We start from the raw sequence: 19419 nt of genomic DNA, 5'->3' as shown, positions 1-19419 counted from the left end.
TGCGGATAGTCACTCATGTCATCATCATCGGATGCGCTCCTTCAAGCCTTGCTGGCATTGAACCGAGTCCAGGCTCAGGAGCTGCTGGCGCAGGCCCGCGCCGAGTATTCGCCGCTGGAGGTGATCGAGATCCTGATCCGCCCGGCCCTGGAGGAACTCGGCCAACTCTGGGAGGGCGGCGACTGCGCGCTCTCCCAGATCTATATGAGTGGACGGATCTGCGAGGAGTTGCTCGAAGAACTCTTTGGCGAGGCGCTGTCAGACGACCTGCCGGAGACCGATGGCCCGCCGCGCTTGGGCATCGCGGTGCTGGAGGACTATCACCTGCTCGGCAAGCAGATCGTGCGCACCGTGCTGCGCGCCGCCGGCTATCGGGTGCACGACTATGGCCGCCAGGACGTCGACACCCTGCTTGAACAGGTGCGTGCCGATGGCATCGAGGTGTTGCTGATCTCGACCCTGATGCTGCCGGCGGCCCTGCGGGTGCGCACCCTGATCGAGCGGCTGCGGGAGGTCGCGCCCGGCGTGCGTGTCGTGGTGGGCGGCGCGCCCTATCGCTTCGATGATCAGCTCTGGCGCGAGGTCGGCGCCGACGCGGTGGGTCTGAGCGCGGGCGACATTCTGCCCATCCTCGAACGTCTGGGAGTGAAGCCATGACGCACCAGAGTCAGCCCTCCACAACCCTGAGTCCGCCCGCCCCCATGACCTCCATGCAGCGCGTCCTGACCGCACTCGGCCAGCGCGAACCGGATCGGGTGCCGCTCTTTCTGTTCCCGGTCATGCAGGGCGCGCGTGAACTCGGATGCTCGATCCAGGACTATTTTGCCCGTCCCGAGCAGGTGGCCGAGGGTCAATGGCGATTGCGCGCCAAGTTCGGTCACGACTGTCTCTACAATTTTCACTATGCCGCCATCGAGATCGAGGCCTGGGGCGGCACGACGCTGTTTCGTACCGATGGTCCACCCAATGCCGGGTCTCCGATCGTGCAGGATCCTGAAGACATCCGACGCCTGAGCGTACCGCGTATCGAGGACTCGCCGAGCTTGCAGCGCGTACTCGCCGCCACGCGCCTGATGGCCGAGCAGGCGTGCGGCGAGGTGCCCATCATCGGCGTGGTGATGTCGCCTTTCTCACTGCCGGTGATGCAACTCGGCTTCGAGCACTATCTGATCCTGATGCACGAACGGCGCGATCTGTTCGAGCGGCTGATGCAGCTCAACGAGCGTTTCTGCGTCGACTGGGCCAACGCTCAGGTCGAGGCCGGCGCCAATGCCATCTGTTATTTCGATCCGGTCTCGTCGGTGACCATCGTCTCGCGCGAGCTCTTTCTAGCCACCGGTCGCGAGGTCGCTCGCCGGACCATCGCCCAGCTCAAGGCCCCGGCTGCCATGCATTTCGCCTCGGGCCGCATCCTGCCACGCGTGCCGGATCTATTCGACACGGGCGCGGCCGTGATCGGGGTGAGTTCACACGAGGATCTGGGCGCGCTGAAACGCGCCGCTCAGGGACGTCTGTCGTTGCTGGGCAATCTCAATGGGATCGAGATGCGTCACTGGACACCGGAACAGGCCGAATCCGCGGTCAAAACCGCCATCCAGGCGGCGGGGCGCGGTGGCGGCTTCATCCTGGCCGACAACCACGGCGAAATCCCCTGGCAGGTTCCAGACGCCGTCTTGATGGCCATCGCCCACGCCGTCAAACGCTGGGGGTGCTATCCACTCGCTGACGACAATACCGACTGAGCCGGGCGCCGGCTGCGCACATCCATCTTGTCCAAGACTTCACGCACCAGACCACTCGACCCTCAGACTTCCGGCTGGGATATGCCGGTTCATCTGTTCGTGTGCGCGAGCCTCTTCACCGAGGCCCGAGCGGCACTGGCCGGAGCGCCTGAATGCGCCCATTTGATACTCCACCCCTTCCCGACCCGCTGCGGCTCCCCGCCCGTGAGCGCTGTCGAGTTGGATGGACGCATCGCCAGGGTACCGAGCGATGAACCCCTGATCTGGATCGGTGGTTGCTGTATCGCGCCGCTGATGCGCGAGCGCGAACGCACGGTCTCGCTCAGGGCTCGGTCGCCGGATGCGCTCAGCTTCCATCATCTCGATCAATGCTTCCATCTGCTGACCGATCCGGCCTGGGTCGATGAGTGGTTAACGCAGGGTGCCTATCTCTGCACGCCGGGCTGGCTCAACGCCTGGCCGCGACATCTCGAACGCCTCGGTCTGTCGGACCGCAATCTGGCGCGCGCAGTCTTCAGCGAGAGTGCGAGCTGTCTGCTTCTGCTCGATACTGAGCGTGACCCAAAAGCCCAGGAGCATCTGGCGGCGCTCGCCGAGCATCTGGCGCTGCCGACCCGGCGTGAGCGCGTCGGACTGGGGTATCTGCGACTCAACCTGATCCAGATCGCTGAGCGGGCCCGTTATCAGGTCGAGCAACGCTTGAGCGCCGCCCGCCTCAACGCCGCCCGGCAGCAACTCGCCGAAACCGCCATGGCGATGGATCTGGTCGGGCGTCTCTCGGTCTCCGACGGCGAGCGTCGCGTCATCGGCCAGATCCTGGAGATCTTCGCCGCACTTTTCGCGCCGACGTTGTGTTTCTATCTGCCCTGTACCGAGATCCGAGCGAGTCACCCTGATACACTCGGTGACAGACCCACACCCGAGTCGCTGACCGAGGTGCGTCACTTTGCGCCAGAGCGGGCCATGATTCAGGTGACAGCCTCCGGCCAGGGCTTTTTGCTGCGCCTCCAGCACGAAACCGAGACCCAGGGCGTCTTCCTGATCGACGGTCTGGCCATGAGCCAGCATCTGCGCAAATATCAAAACCTCGCACTCCAGATGGCCGGACTCTGCGCCATGGCGGTGCAGCGCGCCCAGTCGATCAGCCTGCTCAGTCAGAGCGAGGCGCGCTATCGCTCACTGTTCGAGTCGATGAGCGAGGGCTTCGCGCTGCACGAGATCATCCTTGACGACACGGGTTATCCCATCGACTACCGATTCCTTGATCTCAACCGGGCGTTCGAGACACTGACCGGACTGCAACGCGCCGACCTGATCGGGCGGCGCGTACGCGAGGTCATACCCCGTATCGAGGACCACTGGATCAAGCGCTATGGCGAGGTGGCGCTGCATGGTCAGGCCATTCGTTTCGAACAATTCGACAGTACGTTCGGGCGCTACTTCCAGATCCACGCCTATAGCCCGCGCGTAGGCACCTTCGCCGTCATCTTCTCGGATGTGACCGAGCGACGCCAAACCGAGCGCGAACTCTTCGAATATCGCGAGCATCTGGAGACCCTGGTCGAGACCCGCACAGCCGAACTGGCGCTCGCCAAGCAGGAAGCCGAGCGTGCCAGTCAGGCCAAGAGTCTGTTCCTGGCCAATATGAGCCATGAGATCCGCACGCCGATGAACGCGATCATCGGACTCAGCCACCTGCTCGGACGCGAGGTCACTGACGCGATCCAGCGCGACCGGCTGCTCAAGATCGACGGCGCGGCCAAGCATCTGCTCTCGGTTATCAATGACATCCTCGATATTTCCAAGATCGAGGCCGGCAAGCTGGAGTTGCAGACGACCGATTTCTCGCCGCGCGTGCTGCTCGATCAGGTCAGCGCCCTGATTGCCGAGCAGGTGCAGAGCAAGCAGCTCAGCTATAGCGTCGACGCCGATCCACTGCCCGCCGTGCTGCACGGTGATGCCACCCGTCTGCGTCAGGCGCTGCTCAACTATCTGAGCAATGCGCTTAAGTTCACCGAACGCGGGCGCATCCGGCTCAAGGCGCGTGTTCTGGAAGACAGCAGCGAGGACGTGCTGATCTCGTTCGAGGTGATCGACACCGGTCTCGGCATCCCCGAGGAGATGCAGGGGCGGCTGTTCGCGCTCTTCGAGCAGGGCGACGGCTCGCCGATCCGTCGCTATGGCGGCACCGGGCTGGGTCTGGCCATCACGCGGCGCATCGCTGAACTCATGGGCGGCCATGCGGGCGTGGAGAGCACGCCCGGTCAGGGCAGCCGCTTCTGGTTCACTGCGCGGTTAATCAAGCGGCCTGATCTGGATCTGGCGCCGTCCGGCGGTGAGCGGTCCAGCGTACTCGATGCTCAGGAGATTCTGGCGCGCGATTTTCGCGGCTGGCGCCTGCTGGCTGTCGAGGATAACGCGATCAATCAGGAAGTGCTTCTGGAGCTGCTCGGCCAGGCCAATCTGGTGGCGGATCTGGCCGAGAATGGTCGGCGCGCAGTCGAGCTGGCCGGCCAGCAACGGTATCGGCTGGTGCTGATGGATGTGCAGATGCCCGAGATGGACGGACTGGAAGCAACACGCCGCATTCGCCAGCTGCCGGGCTGGAGCGAGGTGCCGATTCTGGCCATGACCGCCAATGTGCTCGGACAGGAGCGTCAGGCCTGTCTGGAGGCGGGCATGAACGATCATCTGGCCAAGCCGGTCGAGCCGGCGACCTTTTATGCGAGTCTGCTGCGTTGGCTGTCGTCGCCTGGAGCGCGCGCGGTTCAGGATCTGTCGGAGTCACCCCAAGCCGCTCAGCCAGAACCCTCGACTGAACGAGACGGGCTGCGTGCGGTTCCAGGGCTGGATCTGGAATTCGGGCTGCGTTGCGTCGGCGGCAAACGCGAGCTCTATGTGCGTCTGCTGCACAAGCTGGTCGATGGGCATCGCGACGATATGATCAAACTCAGGGCGCATCTGGCGGCCGGTGAGCGTGACAAGGCTCAGCGGTTGGCGCATACGCTCAAGGGGGCGTCTGGGACGCTGGGGGCGGTCGAGTTGCAGCGGGCCGCGGCTGAGTTGGAGGGGTTGATTCGCTCCGAAGCCGTGAGCAGCGGAGACGAACCTGAGATGACAGCACTGGCGTTGCACGTCAAGCAGGCGTTGCAACGACTGGAGGCGGGTTTGCAGGGCGGGGATCGAGACACGCTGTTGTCTTGATGGACCAACGCAATCCTGTCGATCCAAAACCAACGGGGCCGCTGAACAGCCAGCGACCCCAAACGACCTCGCCTTCAAAGCAGGCGCATTGACGTCACCCTCAAGCCAGATCGAACCGATCAGCATTCATGACCTTGGTCCAGGCGGCCACGAAGTCGCGCACGAACTTCTCGCGGTTGTCATCCTGCGCATAGACCTCGGCATAGGCACGCAGGATCGCGTTGGAGCCGAACACCAGATCCACCCGCGTCGCCGTCCACCGGACCGCACCGCTTTTGCGATCACGGATCTCATAGAGGTCATTGCCGACCGGCACCCAGGTGTAGGCCATATCGGTCAGGTTGACGAAGAAGTCGTTGGTCAACGCACCCTCGCGGTCGGTGAAGACACCATGCTGGCGGCCGCCGTGATTGGTGCCCAGGACGCGCAGGCCACCGATCAGCACCGTCATCTCGGGCGCGGTCAACCCCATCAACTGGGTGCGGTCGAGAAGCAATTCCTCGGCACTGACCACATAATCACGCTTGAGCCAGTTGCGATAGCCGTCGTGGAGCGGCTCCAGCACCTCGAATGACTCAACGTCCGTCATCTCAGCCGTGGCATCACCGCGTCCGGGTGCAAAAGGCACCTGGATCTCGAACCCGGCCGCCTGGGCCGCCTGCTCGATCCCAACACCACCCGCCAGCACGATGACATCGGCGACACTGGCGCCAGTCTCAGCCGCAATGGGTTCGAGCACACTCAGCACCCGCGCCAGACGCGCCGGCTCGTTGCCCTCCCAATCCTTCTGCGGCGCCAGCCGGAGACGCGCGCCATTGGCCCCGCCGCGCTTGTCCGACCCCCGGAAAGTGCGCGCGCTGTCCCAAGCAGTGGCAACCATCTCGCTGAGGCTCAGACCGCTGGTCGCGATCCGCGCCTTGACAGCCGCGACATCATAATCGGCGCGTCCAGCCGGCACCGGATCCTGCCAGATCAGGTCTTCCGGGGGTGCATAAGGGCCGATGTAGCGCGTCCTGGGTCCGAGATCGCGATGCGTCAGCTTGAACCAGGCGCGCGCGAAGGTCTCGGCGAAATACTCAGGATCCTGGTGGAAGCGCTCCGAAATCTTGCGATACGCCGGATCCAGCTTCATCGCCATGTCGGCGTCGGTCATGATCGGGTTGCGGCGGATCGACGGGTCTTCGACGTCGACCGGTTTATCTTCCTCCTTGATGTCGATCGGCTCCCACTGCCAGGCCCCGGCCGGACTCTTCTTCAGCGCCCAGTCATAGTTGAGCAGCAGGTTGAAATAGCCATTGTCCCAGCGTGTCGGATGCGTGGTCCAGGCGCCCTCGATGCCGCTGGTCACGGTGTCGCGACCGATGCCGCGCGTGGTCTTGTTGATCCAGCCCAGACCCTGATCCTCGACGTCGGCGCCTTCGGGTTCCGCCCCCAACAGCGCGGCATCGCCGTTACCGTGACACTTGCCGACCGTGTGGCCGCCGGCAGTCAGGGCAACGGTTTCCTCGTCGTTCATCGCCATGCGCTCAAATGTCACACGCACGTCATGGGCCGTCTTGAGCGGATCGGGCTGGCCGTCGACCCCCTCGGGGTTGACGTAGATCAGCCCCATCATCACCGCTGCCAGCGGGTTGTCCAGATCGCGCTCGCCGGAATAGCGGCTGTTGGCGCTGTCGCTGGGCGCGAGCCATTCCTTCTCCGAACCCCAGTAGGTGTCCTGTTCCGGATGCCAGATGTCCTCGCGACCAAAGGCGAAACCGAAGGTCTTGAGTCCCATGGATTCATAGGCAACGGTGCCGGCCAGTACGATGAGATCGGCCCAACTGAGGGCGTTGCCGTATTTCTGCTTGATCGGCCACAGCAGACGGCGCGCCTTGTCCAGATTGACGTTGTCGGGCCACGAGTTGATCGGTGCAAAGCGTTGGTTGCCGGTGCTCGCACCACCACGGCCGTCGGCAATGCGATAGGTGCCCGCCGCGTGCCAGGCCATGCGGATCATCAAGCCGCCATAGTGACCCCAGTCGGCCGGCCACCAGTCCTGGCTGTTGGTCATCAGGGCGTGCAGATCCTTTTTGACGGCGGCGAAGTCGAGTGTCTTGACCGCCTTGCGATAGTCGAAGTCCGGGTCGAGCGGATTGGTCTTGGTGTCGTGCTGATGCAGGATGTCGAGATTGAGCGCCTTCGGCCACCAGTCCAGGTTCGAGGATCCGACCGCTGTGTGACCGCCGTGCAGTACCGGGCACCGGCCTGCTATCGTCGTTGTGTTTTTGTCCATCGCGCCCTCCATTCGTGGTTTCATTGACATGAAGTCCGTGGTCTCGTGTCGCGAGTGAGCGTCGAGATTGAGAATGAGGATAGGTATAGACACAGCCAAAGGCCAATCGTTTGGCCGGATCTTGCAAATCGATTTTTTCTATTGATGAAAATAAATCAATTGCCGCTATGATCGGGCCGCCGTGAATGATGCGGACAGGATTGATACGCCTACAACGTTCCTGGACACAGGACTGATCGGTAAACGTGTATGCCCCACTTACCACAGCCGACACTGAACCGCTCTACCACCATCCTGGCCACCCTGGGTCTGGCCTTGCTGGCCGTTTTGGGCAACCTCCCGGCCATGCCCTTGGCGTTCGGCGTGGTGTTTATCTTCGGCTCCGTCTTCGCGATGCTGGCGGTGGTCGTGCTCGGACCTCTGCCCGCGATGCTGGTCGGATTGGCCGGCGGACTCTACACCTGGGTGCTCTGGGGCCATCCCTATGCCATGCTGATCATGATGCTCGAGCCGCTGGTGGTGGGGCTGTTGTACTGGCGCGGGCGGATCAATCTGGTGCTGGCCGACATGGCCTTCTGGCTGGTCCTGGGCGCGCCGCTGGTGATCCTGTTCTACAGCCAGTTCATCGGCCTGCCCTGGTCGGCCGTGCTGCAGATCGCGCTCAAACAGCCGCTGAACGGCATCTTCAACGCCCTGCTGGCTGGGCTGTTGGTGATCGGCGTGCGCCTGCTGTGGCCCAGATTCCGGGTTCCGGGGAGCCTGCGGATGGGCGACCTGATCTTCCACCTCGTGCTGGTCGCCATTCTGCTGGCCGGCAGCCTGCCGCTCGTCTACAAGAGTTATCAGCAACGCGCCGAGCTGGAGGAACGGCTCAGGATCGAATTGGCCGGTATTCTCGATCATCTGGCGCTGCGCCTGGAACGCAACGCCAGCGAGGGACATCTCGACCTCGACGAGGGCATGGCGCGGGAGCGGCTGAGACCGGAGATGGGACTCGCGGTGACCGATGCCGCCGGCGAGATCCTGGCTAAGCGCGGTCAGGTGAATAGCCTGGACGCTGTCGAGGGACGCCTGATCGAATCTTCCGCAGAACTGCGGGTCTGGATGCCCGGCGGCGAGCTGCCGCTGATGAAGCGCTGGAAGCAAGGCCGGTATCGGCTGACGGCACCAGTCGCGGTGGCGGGACTGAGTCAGGTGGTGGTGGAGGCACCGGCTGCGCCCCTGGTGGCGGCCCTGGAAGCGGGCAGCGTGACGCTGTTCGGGTTTCTGGTGCTGCTGTTGCTGATCGGCATCTCAGTGGCGGCCCTACTCAGCCATTGGCTGAGCCGACCGCTACGTGAGCTTGGAATCCTCGGTGAAAGACTGGCCGAGATGGTGGCTCAGGGGCTGGAGCCGCGACTGCCGAACAATCCTCTGCGCGAGTACAACGACCTGGCGATGCGTTTGCAATCCATGGCGCACAGCCTGGCCGCCAGCTTTTCTGATCTGCGCGTGACCCAGGCCGGACTGGAAGAACAGGTCGAACTGCGCACGCAGCAACTGGAGCGACTCTCGCAAGTGGCCCGTCAGACCACCAATGGGGTCATCATCACCGACACCGAGGGCCGGGTGCAATGGACGAACGAGGCTTTCACGCGCATTTCCGGTTATCCAGTTGACGAAATGCTCGGCCGCAAGCCGGGTGAGATCCTCCAGGGCCCTCAAACCGATCCCGACACCATCGCGCGCATCCGCGCCGCCGTCGCCGTCCAGCAGCCCTTTAGCGAGAACATCCTCAACTACACCCGCGCCGGCGAGCCCTACTGGATCAGCATCGATTGCAATCCCTTGACGGACGCCGATGGCCAGGTCTACGGCTTCATCGCCATCGAGTCCGACATCACAGCGCAAAAACGGGCCGAGGATGCCCTGCAACTGAGCAACCTGCGTCTGCGCAGTCTGTTCGAGCTCTCGCCCCTGGGAATCGCTCTGAACGACATGGCCAGCGGCGATTTCATCGAGGTCAATGACGCCCTGATCGCACCGACCGGTTACAGCCGGGAGGAATTCCTCGCGCTGAGCTACTGGGATCTCACCCCAAAGGCGTACGCGGACCAGGAGCAGGCCCAGCTTGCGAGCCTGAAGTCCACCGGCCGCTACGGTCCCTACGAGAAGGAGTACATCCGCAAGGACGGCCGCCGCTACCCGGTGCTGTTGAACGGCGTGACCATCGAGGATCCCGGCGGCACCCGCATCTGGTCCATCGTCCAGGACATCTCGGAGCGCAAGCGGGCTGAGCAGGCGATCCGCGATCAGGCCCAGCAGACCCAGGCCATTGTCGACAACATCGTCGATGGCCTCATCACCATCGATTGCGAGGGCACGATTGCCTCGGCCAATCCGGCGGCGCTGAGAATCTTCGATTATGCCTCGGAGGAGGTGATTGGCGAGAATGTTGGCATGTTGATGCCCGAGCCGCAGGGCCGTGCCCACGACAGCTACATGCGCCACTATCTGACCACCGGGGTGGCCCGGGTGGTTGGCTTCAATCGAGAGATGGAGGGTCGACGCCGGGACGGGACTGTTTTCCCGATTGAGCTCGCGGTCTCCGAGGTCAGTTGTCAGGATCAACCGATGTACATCGGCATGGTGCGCGACATCACCGAGCGCAAGCGGGTGGAACGGATGAAGAGCGAATTCGTCTCCACGGTCAGCCATGAACTGCGCACACCCCTGACCTCGATTTCCGGTTCCCTGGGTCTGTTGCTCGGGGGCGCCATGGGCGAGCTGCCGGCGACCATGCGTCCGCTGCTGGAGATCGCGCACAAGAACAGCCAGCGCCTGAACTACCTGATCAACGATCTGCTCGACATGGAAAAGATCGCCGCCGGCAAGATGCAATTCAACATGCAGGAGACCGCACTGATGCCCCTGGTGGAGCAGGCGGTGAGCGCCAATCAGAGCTACGGTGAGGCGTGCGGGGTACGCCTTGAGCTGACCGAGCGGATTGCCGAGGAGATCACGGTGCGGGTCGACAGCCAGCGCTTGCAGCAGGTGTTGGCCAATTTTCTCTCCAACGCCGCCAAGTTCTCGCCCGAGGGCGGCACGGTCGAGGTCGGCGTGCGGCGGCGCGGCACCAACGCCAGGATCTGGGTGCGGGATCACGGGCCGGGCATTCCGCGCGAATTCCATTCCCGAATATTCGAGAAGTTCTCCCAGGCCGATGCCTCGGACTCCCGGCAGCGCGGCGGCACCGGGCTGGGGTTGGCCATCACCAAGGAGCTGATGGCGCGTATGGGCGGCGCAGTCGGGTTCGAGTCGGTGTTTGGTGAAGGGGCCACGTTCTGGGCCGAACTGCCGATCATGACGCGCGGATGGGCCGGCACCGAGCCGGTGCCGGACTCCGACCGTCCCAGCGATGAGCGGCCAGTTCTGGTGGTGGAAGACGATCCCGACGTCGCCCAGTTGCTGAGCCTGATGCTGACCCAGGCCGGCTACCGCAGCCGCATCGCGACCAGTGGCGAGGAGGCCCTGCGCAGTCTAGCCGAAGCGGACGTGGCCGCCATGACTCTGGACTTGCAACTGCCGGGCATCCATGGCCTGGAAGTGATCCGACGGGTCCGTCAAAATCCGCGTACCGCAGAATTGCCGATCATTGTGATTTCAGCCAGCATGGCCGAGGGCCAGCTGACCATCGATGGTGATTTGTCCTTCGTCGAATGGCTCCCGAAGCCACTCGACGACCAGCGTCTGGTCTCCGCCCTGGCCCAGGTGTTGCCTGACGAGCGGACAGACCCGCCGCGCATCCTTCATATTGAAGACGACCTGGATTTGCACTATGTCATCAAGGCCATGGTCGGCCATCGCTACCGATTCGATCATGCCGCAACCCTGGCCGAAGCGCGTGCCCTGCTGGCCGGGACGGAGTACGATCTGACGATTCTGGATCTGAACCTGCCTGACGGCTCGGGCTGGGAGTTGCTGCCGCTGATTCGCCGTCAATCCTCCCAGCCGCAGATCCTGATCCTGTCGAGTATGGAGGTGTCGCGGAGCGAGGCCGAGCAGGTCGAGGCGGTCCTGCTGAAATCCCAGATCACGCCTAAGACGCTACTCGACGCGCTTGGCGGTCGCATTCGAAGACAACAGGAAGCATTGTCATGAGCGAGTTGCAACGCGTTCTCTACGTCGAGGACGAGCCCGACATTCAAACCGTGGCTAAGATCGCCCTGGAAGTGGTGGGTGGCTTCACCGTCAAGATCTGTTCCTCTGGGGAGGAGGCGCTGGCCGCGGCGGAAGACTTCGACCCCGACATGATCCTGCTCGACGTCATGATGCCCGGAATGGACGGTCCGTCCACGCTTGCGGCGCTGCGCCAGCGTCCGGCGCTGGCACAGACGCCCGTCGCCTTCATGACCGCCAAGGTGCAGCCGCAAGAGGTCACGCAGTTCAAGTCTCTCGGGGCGCTGGACGTGATTGCCAAGCCGTTTGAACCCATGCAACTGGCCAACCAGGTGCGCGCGCTCTGGGAGGAATCGAGTGGCTGACGTTCCGGTCGATCTGGCCGCCGCGCTTGCCCGGCTTGGCAAAGTCTATGCGCAACGTGTGCGCGGCGAACTGGATGAATTAACGCAGGTGGCCGCCGGTCTGGAGAGCGAGGCAGATGTCCGCCCATCCCTTGAGCAGCTGCACCAGCATCTGCATCGCATCGCGGGCGCGGGGGGGACGCTCGGCTTCAAGACGCTGAGCCAGGCGGCGCGCGCGCTCGAAATCGAGGCGAACGGCTGGCTGAGTCAAGACGTTGTGGCGCTCGATGTCGCCCAGCGACGGCGATTCGCCGACGCGGTTGCCACGTTGGTGGACCATCTCAGCCAATGTGAAACGGCCCCGACTCAGGCCGTGGCACAGGCGCCGAGCGCCAGAACGACAGCGTTCGGCCACGGCGGCAAGGTCGCCGTGTGGCTGGTCGAAGATGAGATTCCGCTGGGTGAGCACCTCGTCCATCTGCTCGGGCAGTTTGGCTACGAGCCGCGCCTCTATACCCGGTTCGATGCGGTCGCCGCCGCTGTTCGGGATCAATGTCCCGATTGTCTGGTGATGGACCCGCATTCCACCGCGGAGGATCTGGGCGCGGTCGAAGCGCTCATGACCAGCCCCAGCTTTCAGGCCTTGAACTGTCCGGTCATCTTCGTGTCCGCCAATGGCGACTTTCCGTCGCGCATGCGCGCCGCGCGGCTCGGGGTCGATGGCTTCATGTTGAAGCCGCTCGACATTCCGCGTCTCGTGGACCGCATCGGACGCATTCTGGAAGAGCGCCACGCCGATCCCTATCGGGTTCTGGTCGTCGATGACGACCGGGATCTGGCCGAGCATCTGCGTCTGGTGCTCAGCGCGGACGGCATGGATGTTGATGTCTTGAGCGAGCCGGAGCAGGTCATCGAGGCGGTTGCGACCTTCCACCCGGAACTGGTGCTCATGGACATGCACATGCCTGACTACTCAGGCCCCGAGCTGGCCACGGTGATTCGCCACCACGATGACCTGCTCGGCCTGCCCATCGTGTATCTGTCCGCCGAGCAAGACCGCGCGAAGCAGATTCAGGCCCTGCGCAGTGGTGCGGACGATTTTCTCACCAAGCCGATCTCAGACACCGAACTGGTGGCAGCGGTCAGGGTCCGCGCCGCGCGTTTCCGCCAGCTGGCCAACCTGATGACCAAGGACAGCCTCACCGGGCTGCTCAAGCACGCGCGCATCAAAGAGAGCATTGTGCGCGAACTCGCCCGCGCCCAACGCACCGGCCATCCGCTGGCGGTGGCCATGCTGGACATCGACCGCTTCAAACAGGTCAACGACCGCTATGGGCACGCCGTCGGTGATCGCGTGATCATGGCCCTGGCCCACCTGCTCAAGCAGCGCTTGCGCAAATCCGATGGCATCGGACGCTATGGTGGTGAAGAATTTGTAGTGATTCTTCCTGATTGCGATCTTCAGATGGCGCAAAACGTGTTGGAAGATATTCGCGCGCGCTTCGAAGTGCTGCCGTTTCTACACGATGGCCATGAGTTTCGCTGCACCCTGTCGGCCGGCATCGCCTCAACCGGCGAGCATCCGGAGGCCGATGACGGGCAACTGCTCATTGCAGCCGACCAGGCTCTCTACGCGGCCAAGCATGGCGGGCGCAATCAAATTCAGGTCAGCCCGGTTCTGTGAAGCCGATCTCGGTGGCCTGCCTTGTCTTCCGTTCCGTCTTCGAGCAGATATTCGGAGACCTCGCGCCAATCCAGCAGCCGGCGCGGAAGACGCAGCATGAACCAGTGCGTCCCCCAGTTGGCCACATAGAGGAAGGCGTCGAACCAGCGTTCCATCCAGGTGCGCGGATTGCCCTTGAAGTCGCCCCAGTTGTACTCGTTGCAGAAACGGGTGGGCGTGATTTCAGCGCGCGTCGAGTAGCGGCGCAACTCATCCATCTGCTCCGAATTTCATACTCGAAAGTGCTCATTCGGCGATTCGCTCTCCGTTGATAGCACCCGTGCGGGCGAGCAACTGGAGTCCGGGTTGAGCAGTCCCAACCGGAGGCGCTCGGTCCGTGCCTGTAAGATCGCCTTGACCGTCCGATACGGTGTGAACCGCTCGATGTCCGGGTCGGACAACCGTGCCAGCACGTTGCGCGCGGCGTTCTGGTCGGCCTGCAACACCACCCCGTCGAAACAGTGAAACCGATCCCCTTGCCGTTTGCCGTCGAGGTATCCGGTTCGGGAATCGATTTGCGAGGTGTAGGCTGGATTGACCAGAACGACCGTCGAACCTCGACGGCTTGAAACGCTGTCAAGCGCTTCGGCAATGACGCCTTTCGTCCAGGCGGAGAGCCGGCGATTGACGTTCTTGCCGAAGGACTTGCCGGACATGGGGGCGGTGAGGTCTTCAGCCGCGATGACGGCGGCCTTGTCCACGACCGTATGGACGGCTTGAAAGACCACATCGCGAATCCGCGCCTGGGTCTGGTCCATCTGCCGATTCAGTTTCTTGCGCCCGAGATTGAACTGTCGGATGTGTTGGCGTTTGCGCGGGTTGCGGGTGCGGTTGGCTAGCGCGCGCAGTTTGGAACGGCGCTGATACTTGGCCTTGAGGCGGTCGGAGGCGTCGGTGAGGATCGCGCCCAATTCCTGGCCGTGGTGCTCGCCATCGGAATCAACCAATACCTCGGAGTAGCCCTTATCGACGCCCAGGGTACGCGCGCCACAGTCGTGTTTGACCTCGGCTTCAACCGTATAGTGGACTTCCAGGCCCGCGTCCTTGAGGATGAGCCGCAGGGTGCCGGTCGGCTCGACCGTGGTGTTCAGCGGAATGGCGATCCGTTGGCCTTTCTCCAATCCAGGGATCTTGATCCAGGCGCGCCCACCCAGTTGGAAGGTGGTGTAGTTGTCCGAGCGCACAATGATCTGATTGTGGGTGTGATTGCGCCCGCGTCTCCAGTCTTGGCGCATGATCCGGCGCAGATAGGGGTCGCTGGTCCAGCCGTGGCCCTTGAGGGCGCTGAACAGGCGTTTCTGTTCGGCCTTGTTCTGAGTATGACGCCGGATGCGCCGCCGGGCCTTGACCTTGGCCGCTTCCATGTTGGCGGTGATGTCGCCCTTGGCATCGCGCAGGGTTTCCTTCCAGGCATTGGCCGAGACCGGAAAGGTGCGCCCTTCCCGCAGCCAGGCATCGCGAATCCGGCGATCCGACAGACCCACGCCACTGATCGACCCAAACCGCTGCCAGACCTCGGAGCGCACCTGACCGAGACGGCGCGCTTGCTCGCGCAAGGCGGCGACCTTGCCCTTGTTCGGGCGCTTGGCGCGCAGAATTCGCGTCACTTTCATTCAGCCTGGCCCTGATCCTTACCGAGGGCCTCGTTGAGCGTCTTGCGATAGTTTCGCAATCCATATAACCGAGACGAAAAACAATGAACGATGGTCATCAAGTCCTGCACCATCTCTTGTTCCGGCGAGAGCCGTTCCTGATTCAGTACCAGGATCTCGCAGCCATGCGTCTTCGCGTAATGCTCGAACCAGTCGAACCCAAAGCGCGTGAGGCGATCCCGGTGGGCGAGGATCAGGGTGTTGATGCTCCGCTGATCGATCTCATCCATGAGGGCCAAAAAACGCTTGCGCTTGAAGTTCAAGCCGCCGCCCACTTCTTCGATGAACTCGACGTTCGCCAAACCTCTCGCCACAACAAACTCTTCCAGCACCCGGCGCTGATTGGCCAGGTCTGGCTTCTGCGCCGCCGATGAGACTCGGCAATAGGCCACCACTCGCGATGGACTCTCGGGCGCCTGTCGCCATCCGATGAACTCACGCAATTGGGCCTCGGTGTAAAGACGACGATTACTGTCGGTGCGCGCCACCGGAATAAGCCGGCCCTCGCGCTCCCAGCGTTGCAGCGTCTTGACCGACACACCCAGCCGCTTCGCCGCCTTGCCTGTGCTCATTGTGCTTTCCATGAGAAAATTATGCACTTTCGCGCATTTTTTACAAGACTAGAGTCAGCTCCTCCGGCGTCAGCGCGTGGTCGATGGTCTGGAATTCGTAGTACTGATACTCGCTCATACGGATTCGGCCGTCAGCGCGACCAGCCCCCGCAGCACCAGATCGGGGATGGTCTCACTGGAACGATCGAGATAGGGGCGCAGACGCTCGGCATCACCGCCCGTGAGGATGAATCTGGGTGACTCGCCCGCCGCCTCGGCCAGCCGGTCATGGAGTCGGCTGGCCAGCGCGGCGATGGCGCCGAGACTACCGGCGGCGACAGCCGTGGTGGTATCCGTGGCCCAATCGACATCGGTCGGTTCATATTCGACGCGCGGGATGTGGGTGCCCATCAGCAAACTGGTGCGCATCATCTCGACCCCCGGCAGGATCAGTCCGCCGAGATGACGACCATCGGCCAGCAGCAGATCGAAGGTCGCCGCACTGCCGGCATCCAGGATGAGCGTGGCCTGCTGGCGTTCGGTATGGGCGGCGATGAGCGCCAACCAGCGGTCGACGCCGAAGCGCTCGGGATGCTCATACGCGATGCGCACGCCGGCGGCGAGCGGCGCCACGCGGACGTATTCAGGCTCGATCCGCCAGAGCGCGCGCGTCACCCGCCCCAGAGCTTCGGCGACCGCCGGTCCCCCGACATGGCTGACGATCACGCGCTCGGGCGGCTGGATCTGTTCCCAGGTCGCCAGTAGATCGAGCGGAATCGCGCCCGAATGACGTGCGATCTGGACTGACCAGTCGGCCTCAGTCCCGGCGCCATGCGGCGTCCAGCGCAGATTGGTGTTGCCGATATCGATGAGCAGATTCATGAATGTTCTGTTTCCAGTGGACGCAGACTGACCTCACCGGCCTGGAAGGCGCAGCGTCCGTCGGGCGTATCCAGCAACAGCGACCCGTCTTCAGCCACGCCCGCGTGGATACCCTCGATGACCCGCTCGCCGATCAACAACCGCACCGGCTCGCCCAGATAGGCATCATGCGCACGCCACAGCGGCAGAAAAGGCGCCAGCCCCTCGCGTCCATAGCGATCGAGCGCTTCCAGCAGCGCTTCCAGCAGGCAGGCCACCAAGACATTACGTTCGATCATGACGCCGTAGAGTGCCTCTTCGAGACTCGCCCAGGGCTGATCGATGGCGCTCCCCTGCCCGGCCGTCATGCGCAGATTGAGTCCGAGTCCGACCACCAGATGGCACGGCCCCTGAGACTCACCCGCCACCTCCAGCAGCAGACCGGCGAGCTTGCGCCGCTGCCACAGCAGATCATTCGGCCATTTGAGCGCCACCCCCTCGATATCGAGTTCGCTCAGAACCTCGGCCAGCACCGCGCCAATCGCCAGACTCGCTCCGCCCAGATTGGACGGCGCAAACGGATAGCGCCACAGCAGCGAAAGATAGACATTGACTCCGAACGGTGAGACCCATTCGCGCCCGCGCCGACCGCGCCCGGCAGTCTGACGCTCGGCCAGACAGACGCCCCCGGAGGGCGCGCCCTCAGCGGCCAGGCGCATGAGTTCACGATTGGTCGAATCGATCACAGGATGGATGTCGAGTCGGCTCAGACGCTTGCGTCCCGCGTCCGACAGCGTTGCACGGATACGCCCGGCGTCGAGCAGTTCGAGCGGCGTGGCCAGCCGATAGCCGCGCCCACGCTCTGAGAGCAGTTCGAGTCCGAACTCATCGGCCGTCTTGCGCAGTGTCTTCCAGACGGCCGCGCGGGTCAGGCCGACGTCACGCGCGATGGCTTCACCCGAATGTGCACAACCGTCTGACAGACGCTGGATCAGGGCGAGCTGGCGCTCATCCATGACGGACTCCGGCGCTGACGCTCGACAGCCAGTGCGCGCGCGCCTGTTTCACGGCCTCCGGGACATCGTCCAGCAGACTCAGCTCACAGGTATCCTCGGGCGCCGGCAGGGGATGCGCGGTCAGGGTCAACAGCTCATCGCGCCGGAAGACATGGAGGACGACGGGCGCACCGCGACGACCCGCCGCGCGCGCGACCAGCGTCTCCAGATTAGCCGGCGTGACCCGCAGCCCCTCGACCGCCAGCAACTGATCGCCCGGCGCCAGTCCAGCGCGCTCGCCCGCCCCATCGCTGAGCACGTTCTGAATCAGCGTCTCGCCCGAACGCAAACGCACCCCGAGTGTGAGCTTGGGTTTGGCTTCGATCGGCTCAAGACGCTCGACATGGCCGCCGAGATCCTTGTCGTCCCGACTCGGGCGCATCCGCAACGCGATGCCGACACTCGCCAGCAGCTCAGTCGGATCCAGCTCAGCGGTCGAATCCAAGACCTGCGCAAAGAATCCCGTCAGATCCAGTCCAGTGACGACGGATGCGACCACCTCCACACCCCGCTCCTCAACCCCAACTCCAGTACGTCCATGGACACGCCACAGCTCGCGCATCACATCATCGAGCGAACAGGCGCCCTGTGTATCACGCCGGATGGTCAGATCCAGCATCAGCGCCACCAGCGCGCCCTTGGCGTAATAGCTCACCAGCGCATTGGGCGCGTTCTCGTCGGCTTTGTAAAATTTGATCCAGGCATCGAAGCTCGACTCGGCCAGGGTCTGGACGCGCCGTCCGGGCGTGCGCGCCACACGGGTCAGGGTCTGGGCAAGCAGCCCGAGATAGTCTGTCGGCTCGATGCAGCCGGCACGCACCAGTGCCAGCTCGTCGTAATAGGCGGTGAATCCCTCGAAGACCCAGAGCGTGCGGGTTGGTGCCTCCTGCTCCAGATTGGACTCCATCAATGCACGCGGCCGGATCCGCTTGACGTGCCAGAGATGGAAATACTCATGGCTGCACAGACCCAGAAAGCGCTTGTAGCCCTCGGTCGGCGTTTCATCGCCCGGTTGAGGCAGGTCGTCGCGAACACAGATGAGGCTGGTCGAATAGCGATGCTCCAGTCCGCCATAGCCCTCGCCGAGCACCGTGACCAAGAACAGATAACGATCGATCTGCAGCTCGCCGAAGAGCGCGGCATGCTCGGCGCAGATGCGCGTCAGGTCAGCGATCAGACGCGACTCATCGAGCCAGTGTCGGCCCGTGATGGCCAACCGATGCGGGACACCGGAGACGGCGAACGTCAGCTCATGAACGCGCCCCATCTCGACCGGATGGTCGATCAGATCGTCATAATCATCAGCGCCATAGAGGCCGAAACCATTGGCATCGATCTTGATTGGGTTGAGGCTCGTGGCGAGCCGCCAGTCGCGACAGGACTCATCATCGGGTGGCAAGAGTTCCAGCCGACAGGGACAGGCATCGAATCCCTGCACACGCAACAGCAGCGCCGGACCATTGAAATAGGCATGCGTCAGATCAAGATGTGCGGCGCGTACCGAGAGATCCCAGGCGAAGACGCGATAGCGAATCCGGCATGGCCGCGCGACGGCAGCCAGGCTCCAGGTCTGCTTGTCGGTTTTCTCAAGTGCCAGGGGTTGCTCACGCTCATCGAACGCGGAAATGGCGACAATGTGGCGCGCGAAGTCGCGGATCATATAGCTGCCTGGAATCCAGGCCGGCATGGAGAGTCTGAGCGGCCCCGCGGGCGGCGGATCGATCAGGAGCTCGACTTCGAACAGATGCGCCCGAGGCGAGACCGGACGAACGCGATAGATGAGAGCGGAGCAAGGCGAGACGGTAGGGGGCATTCAACGACATCCGAGCTAGGGACCGAATGCCGTAACGGTAA

General features: G+C 63.4%; 13 protein-coding genes. 6 read left to right on the top strand and 7 right to left on the bottom strand.

Annotation, left to right across the window (positions count from 1 at the left end):
- Positions 1–15: 15 nt before the first annotated feature.
- The 3 genes from GJ668_RS01580 to GJ668_RS01570 all read left to right on the top strand — a co-directional run bounded on the left by GJ668_RS01580 (position 16) and on the right by GJ668_RS01570 (position 4946).
- Positions 16–657: a cobalamin B12-binding domain-containing protein gene (locus GJ668_RS01580; RefSeq protein WP_155448364.1), complete on the top strand. Its 642-nt coding sequence runs from the start codon at positions 16–18 to the stop codon at positions 655–657.
- Positions 654–1742, top strand: a complete 1089-nt coding sequence (locus GJ668_RS01575; protein WP_155448363.1) for a uroporphyrinogen decarboxylase family protein — start codon at positions 654–656, stop codon at positions 1740–1742. The genes GJ668_RS01580 and GJ668_RS01575 overlap by 4 nt, the downstream gene beginning before the upstream one ends.
- An 81-nt stretch (positions 1743–1823) precedes the next feature.
- Positions 1824–4946, top strand: coding sequence for an ATP-binding protein (locus GJ668_RS01570; RefSeq protein ID WP_186342823.1), 3123 nt, complete (start codon positions 1824–1826; stop codon positions 4944–4946).
- A 100-nt stretch (positions 4947–5046) separates the two neighbouring features.
- Here the strand turns inward: GJ668_RS01570 and katG are convergent, their stop codons facing one another.
- Positions 5047–7221 (bottom strand): catalase/peroxidase HPI, encoded by a 2175-nt coding sequence (gene katG, locus GJ668_RS01565; protein WP_155448361.1) that lies wholly within the window; start codon positions 7219–7221, stop codon positions 5047–5049.
- A gap of 249 nt (positions 7222–7470) precedes the next feature.
- Between katG and GJ668_RS01560 the strand changes: the two genes are divergently transcribed.
- From GJ668_RS01560 to GJ668_RS01550, 3 genes are read left to right on the top strand one after another with little or no spacing between them, the layout of a single operon-like run.
- Positions 7471–11361 carry a PAS domain S-box protein gene (locus tag GJ668_RS01560; RefSeq protein WP_155448360.1) on the top strand — a complete coding sequence of 1297 codons (3891 nt, stop codon included), beginning with the start codon at positions 7471–7473 and terminating at the stop codon, positions 11359–11361.
- Positions 11358–11744 carry a response regulator gene (locus GJ668_RS01555; RefSeq protein WP_155448359.1) on the top strand — a complete coding sequence of 129 codons (387 nt, stop codon included), beginning with the start codon at positions 11358–11360 and terminating at the stop codon, positions 11742–11744. Before GJ668_RS01560 ends, GJ668_RS01555 begins: the two co-directional genes overlap by 4 nt.
- Entirely contained in the window at positions 11737–13407 is a 1671-nt protein-coding gene (locus tag GJ668_RS01550; RefSeq protein WP_186342822.1) for a diguanylate cyclase, read from the top strand. Before GJ668_RS01555 ends, GJ668_RS01550 begins: the two co-directional genes overlap by 8 nt.
- On the opposite strand, the gene GJ668_RS01545 is transcribed toward GJ668_RS01550, so the two are convergent.
- The 6 genes from GJ668_RS01545 to GJ668_RS01520 form a co-directional block, all read right to left on the bottom strand.
- Positions 13386–13664, bottom strand: coding sequence for a hypothetical protein (locus GJ668_RS01545; RefSeq protein WP_155448358.1), 279 nt, complete (start codon positions 13662–13664; stop codon positions 13386–13388). The genes GJ668_RS01550 and GJ668_RS01545 overlap by 22 nt on opposite strands.
- A gap of 12 nt (positions 13665–13676) precedes the next feature.
- Positions 13677–15059: an RNA-guided endonuclease TnpB family protein gene (locus GJ668_RS01540; RefSeq protein WP_155448357.1), complete on the bottom strand. Its 1383-nt coding sequence runs from the start codon at positions 15057–15059 to the stop codon at positions 13677–13679.
- Entirely contained in the window at positions 15056–15682 is a 627-nt protein-coding gene (locus tag GJ668_RS01535) for an IS607 family transposase (protein WP_155448356.1), read from the bottom strand. Before GJ668_RS01535 ends, GJ668_RS01540 begins: the two co-directional genes overlap by 4 nt.
- Before the next feature lie 102 nt (positions 15683–15784).
- Positions 15785–16531, bottom strand: a complete 747-nt coding sequence (locus tag GJ668_RS01530) for a type III pantothenate kinase (RefSeq protein ID WP_155448355.1) — start codon at positions 16529–16531, stop codon at positions 15785–15787.
- Entirely contained in the window at positions 16528–17526 is a 999-nt protein-coding gene (birA, locus tag GJ668_RS01525) for a bifunctional biotin--[acetyl-CoA-carboxylase] ligase/biotin operon repressor BirA (RefSeq protein WP_155448354.1), read from the bottom strand. The genes GJ668_RS01530 and birA overlap by 4 nt, the downstream gene beginning before the upstream one ends.
- Complete coding sequence (locus GJ668_RS01520) at positions 17519–19378, bottom strand: M61 family metallopeptidase (RefSeq protein ID WP_155448353.1); 1860 nt, start codon at positions 19376–19378, stop codon at positions 17519–17521. The genes birA and GJ668_RS01520 overlap by 8 nt, the downstream gene beginning before the upstream one ends.
- Between the last annotated feature and the right edge of the window lie 41 nt (positions 19379–19419).

It is taken from the genome of Allochromatium palmeri (assembly GCF_009720725.1).
Lineage (GTDB): Bacteria > Pseudomonadota > Gammaproteobacteria > Chromatiales > Chromatiaceae > Thermochromatium > Thermochromatium palmeri.
The sequence above is the reverse complement of the archived record's forward strand: the minus strand, read 5'-3'. Positions and strand labels throughout refer to the sequence as shown.

Coding starts and splice junctions, on each gene's coding strand:
- katG (WP_155448361.1), bottom strand. CDS start 7,221: ATGGACAAAAACACAACGACGATAGCAGGCCGGTGCCCGGTACTGCAC.
- GJ668_RS01575 (WP_155448363.1), top strand. CDS start 654: ATGACGCACCAGAGTCAGCCCTCCACAACCCTGAGTCCGCCCGCCCCC.
- GJ668_RS01570 (WP_186342823.1), top strand. CDS start 1,824: ATGCCGGTTCATCTGTTCGTGTGCGCGAGCCTCTTCACCGAGGCCCGA.
- GJ668_RS01535 (WP_155448356.1), bottom strand. CDS start 15,682: ATGGAAAGCACAATGAGCACAGGCAAGGCGGCGAAGCGGCTGGGTGTG.
- GJ668_RS01555 (WP_155448359.1), top strand. CDS start 11,358: ATGAGCGAGTTGCAACGCGTTCTCTACGTCGAGGACGAGCCCGACATT.
- GJ668_RS01545 (WP_155448358.1), bottom strand. CDS start 13,664: ATGGATGAGTTGCGCCGCTACTCGACGCGCGCTGAAATCACGCCCACC.
- GJ668_RS01530 (WP_155448355.1), bottom strand. CDS start 16,531: ATGAATCTGCTCATCGATATCGGCAACACCAATCTGCGCTGGACGCCG.
- GJ668_RS01540 (WP_155448357.1), bottom strand. CDS start 15,059: ATGAAAGTGACGCGAATTCTGCGCGCCAAGCGCCCGAACAAGGGCAAG.
- GJ668_RS01560 (WP_155448360.1), top strand. CDS start 7,471: ATGCCCCACTTACCACAGCCGACACTGAACCGCTCTACCACCATCCTG.
- GJ668_RS01580 (WP_155448364.1), top strand. CDS start 16: ATGTCATCATCATCGGATGCGCTCCTTCAAGCCTTGCTGGCATTGAAC.
- birA (WP_155448354.1), bottom strand. CDS start 17,526: ATGGATGAGCGCCAGCTCGCCCTGATCCAGCGTCTGTCAGACGGTTGT.
- GJ668_RS01520 (WP_155448353.1), bottom strand. CDS start 19,378: ATGCCCCCTACCGTCTCGCCTTGCTCCGCTCTCATCTATCGCGTTCGT.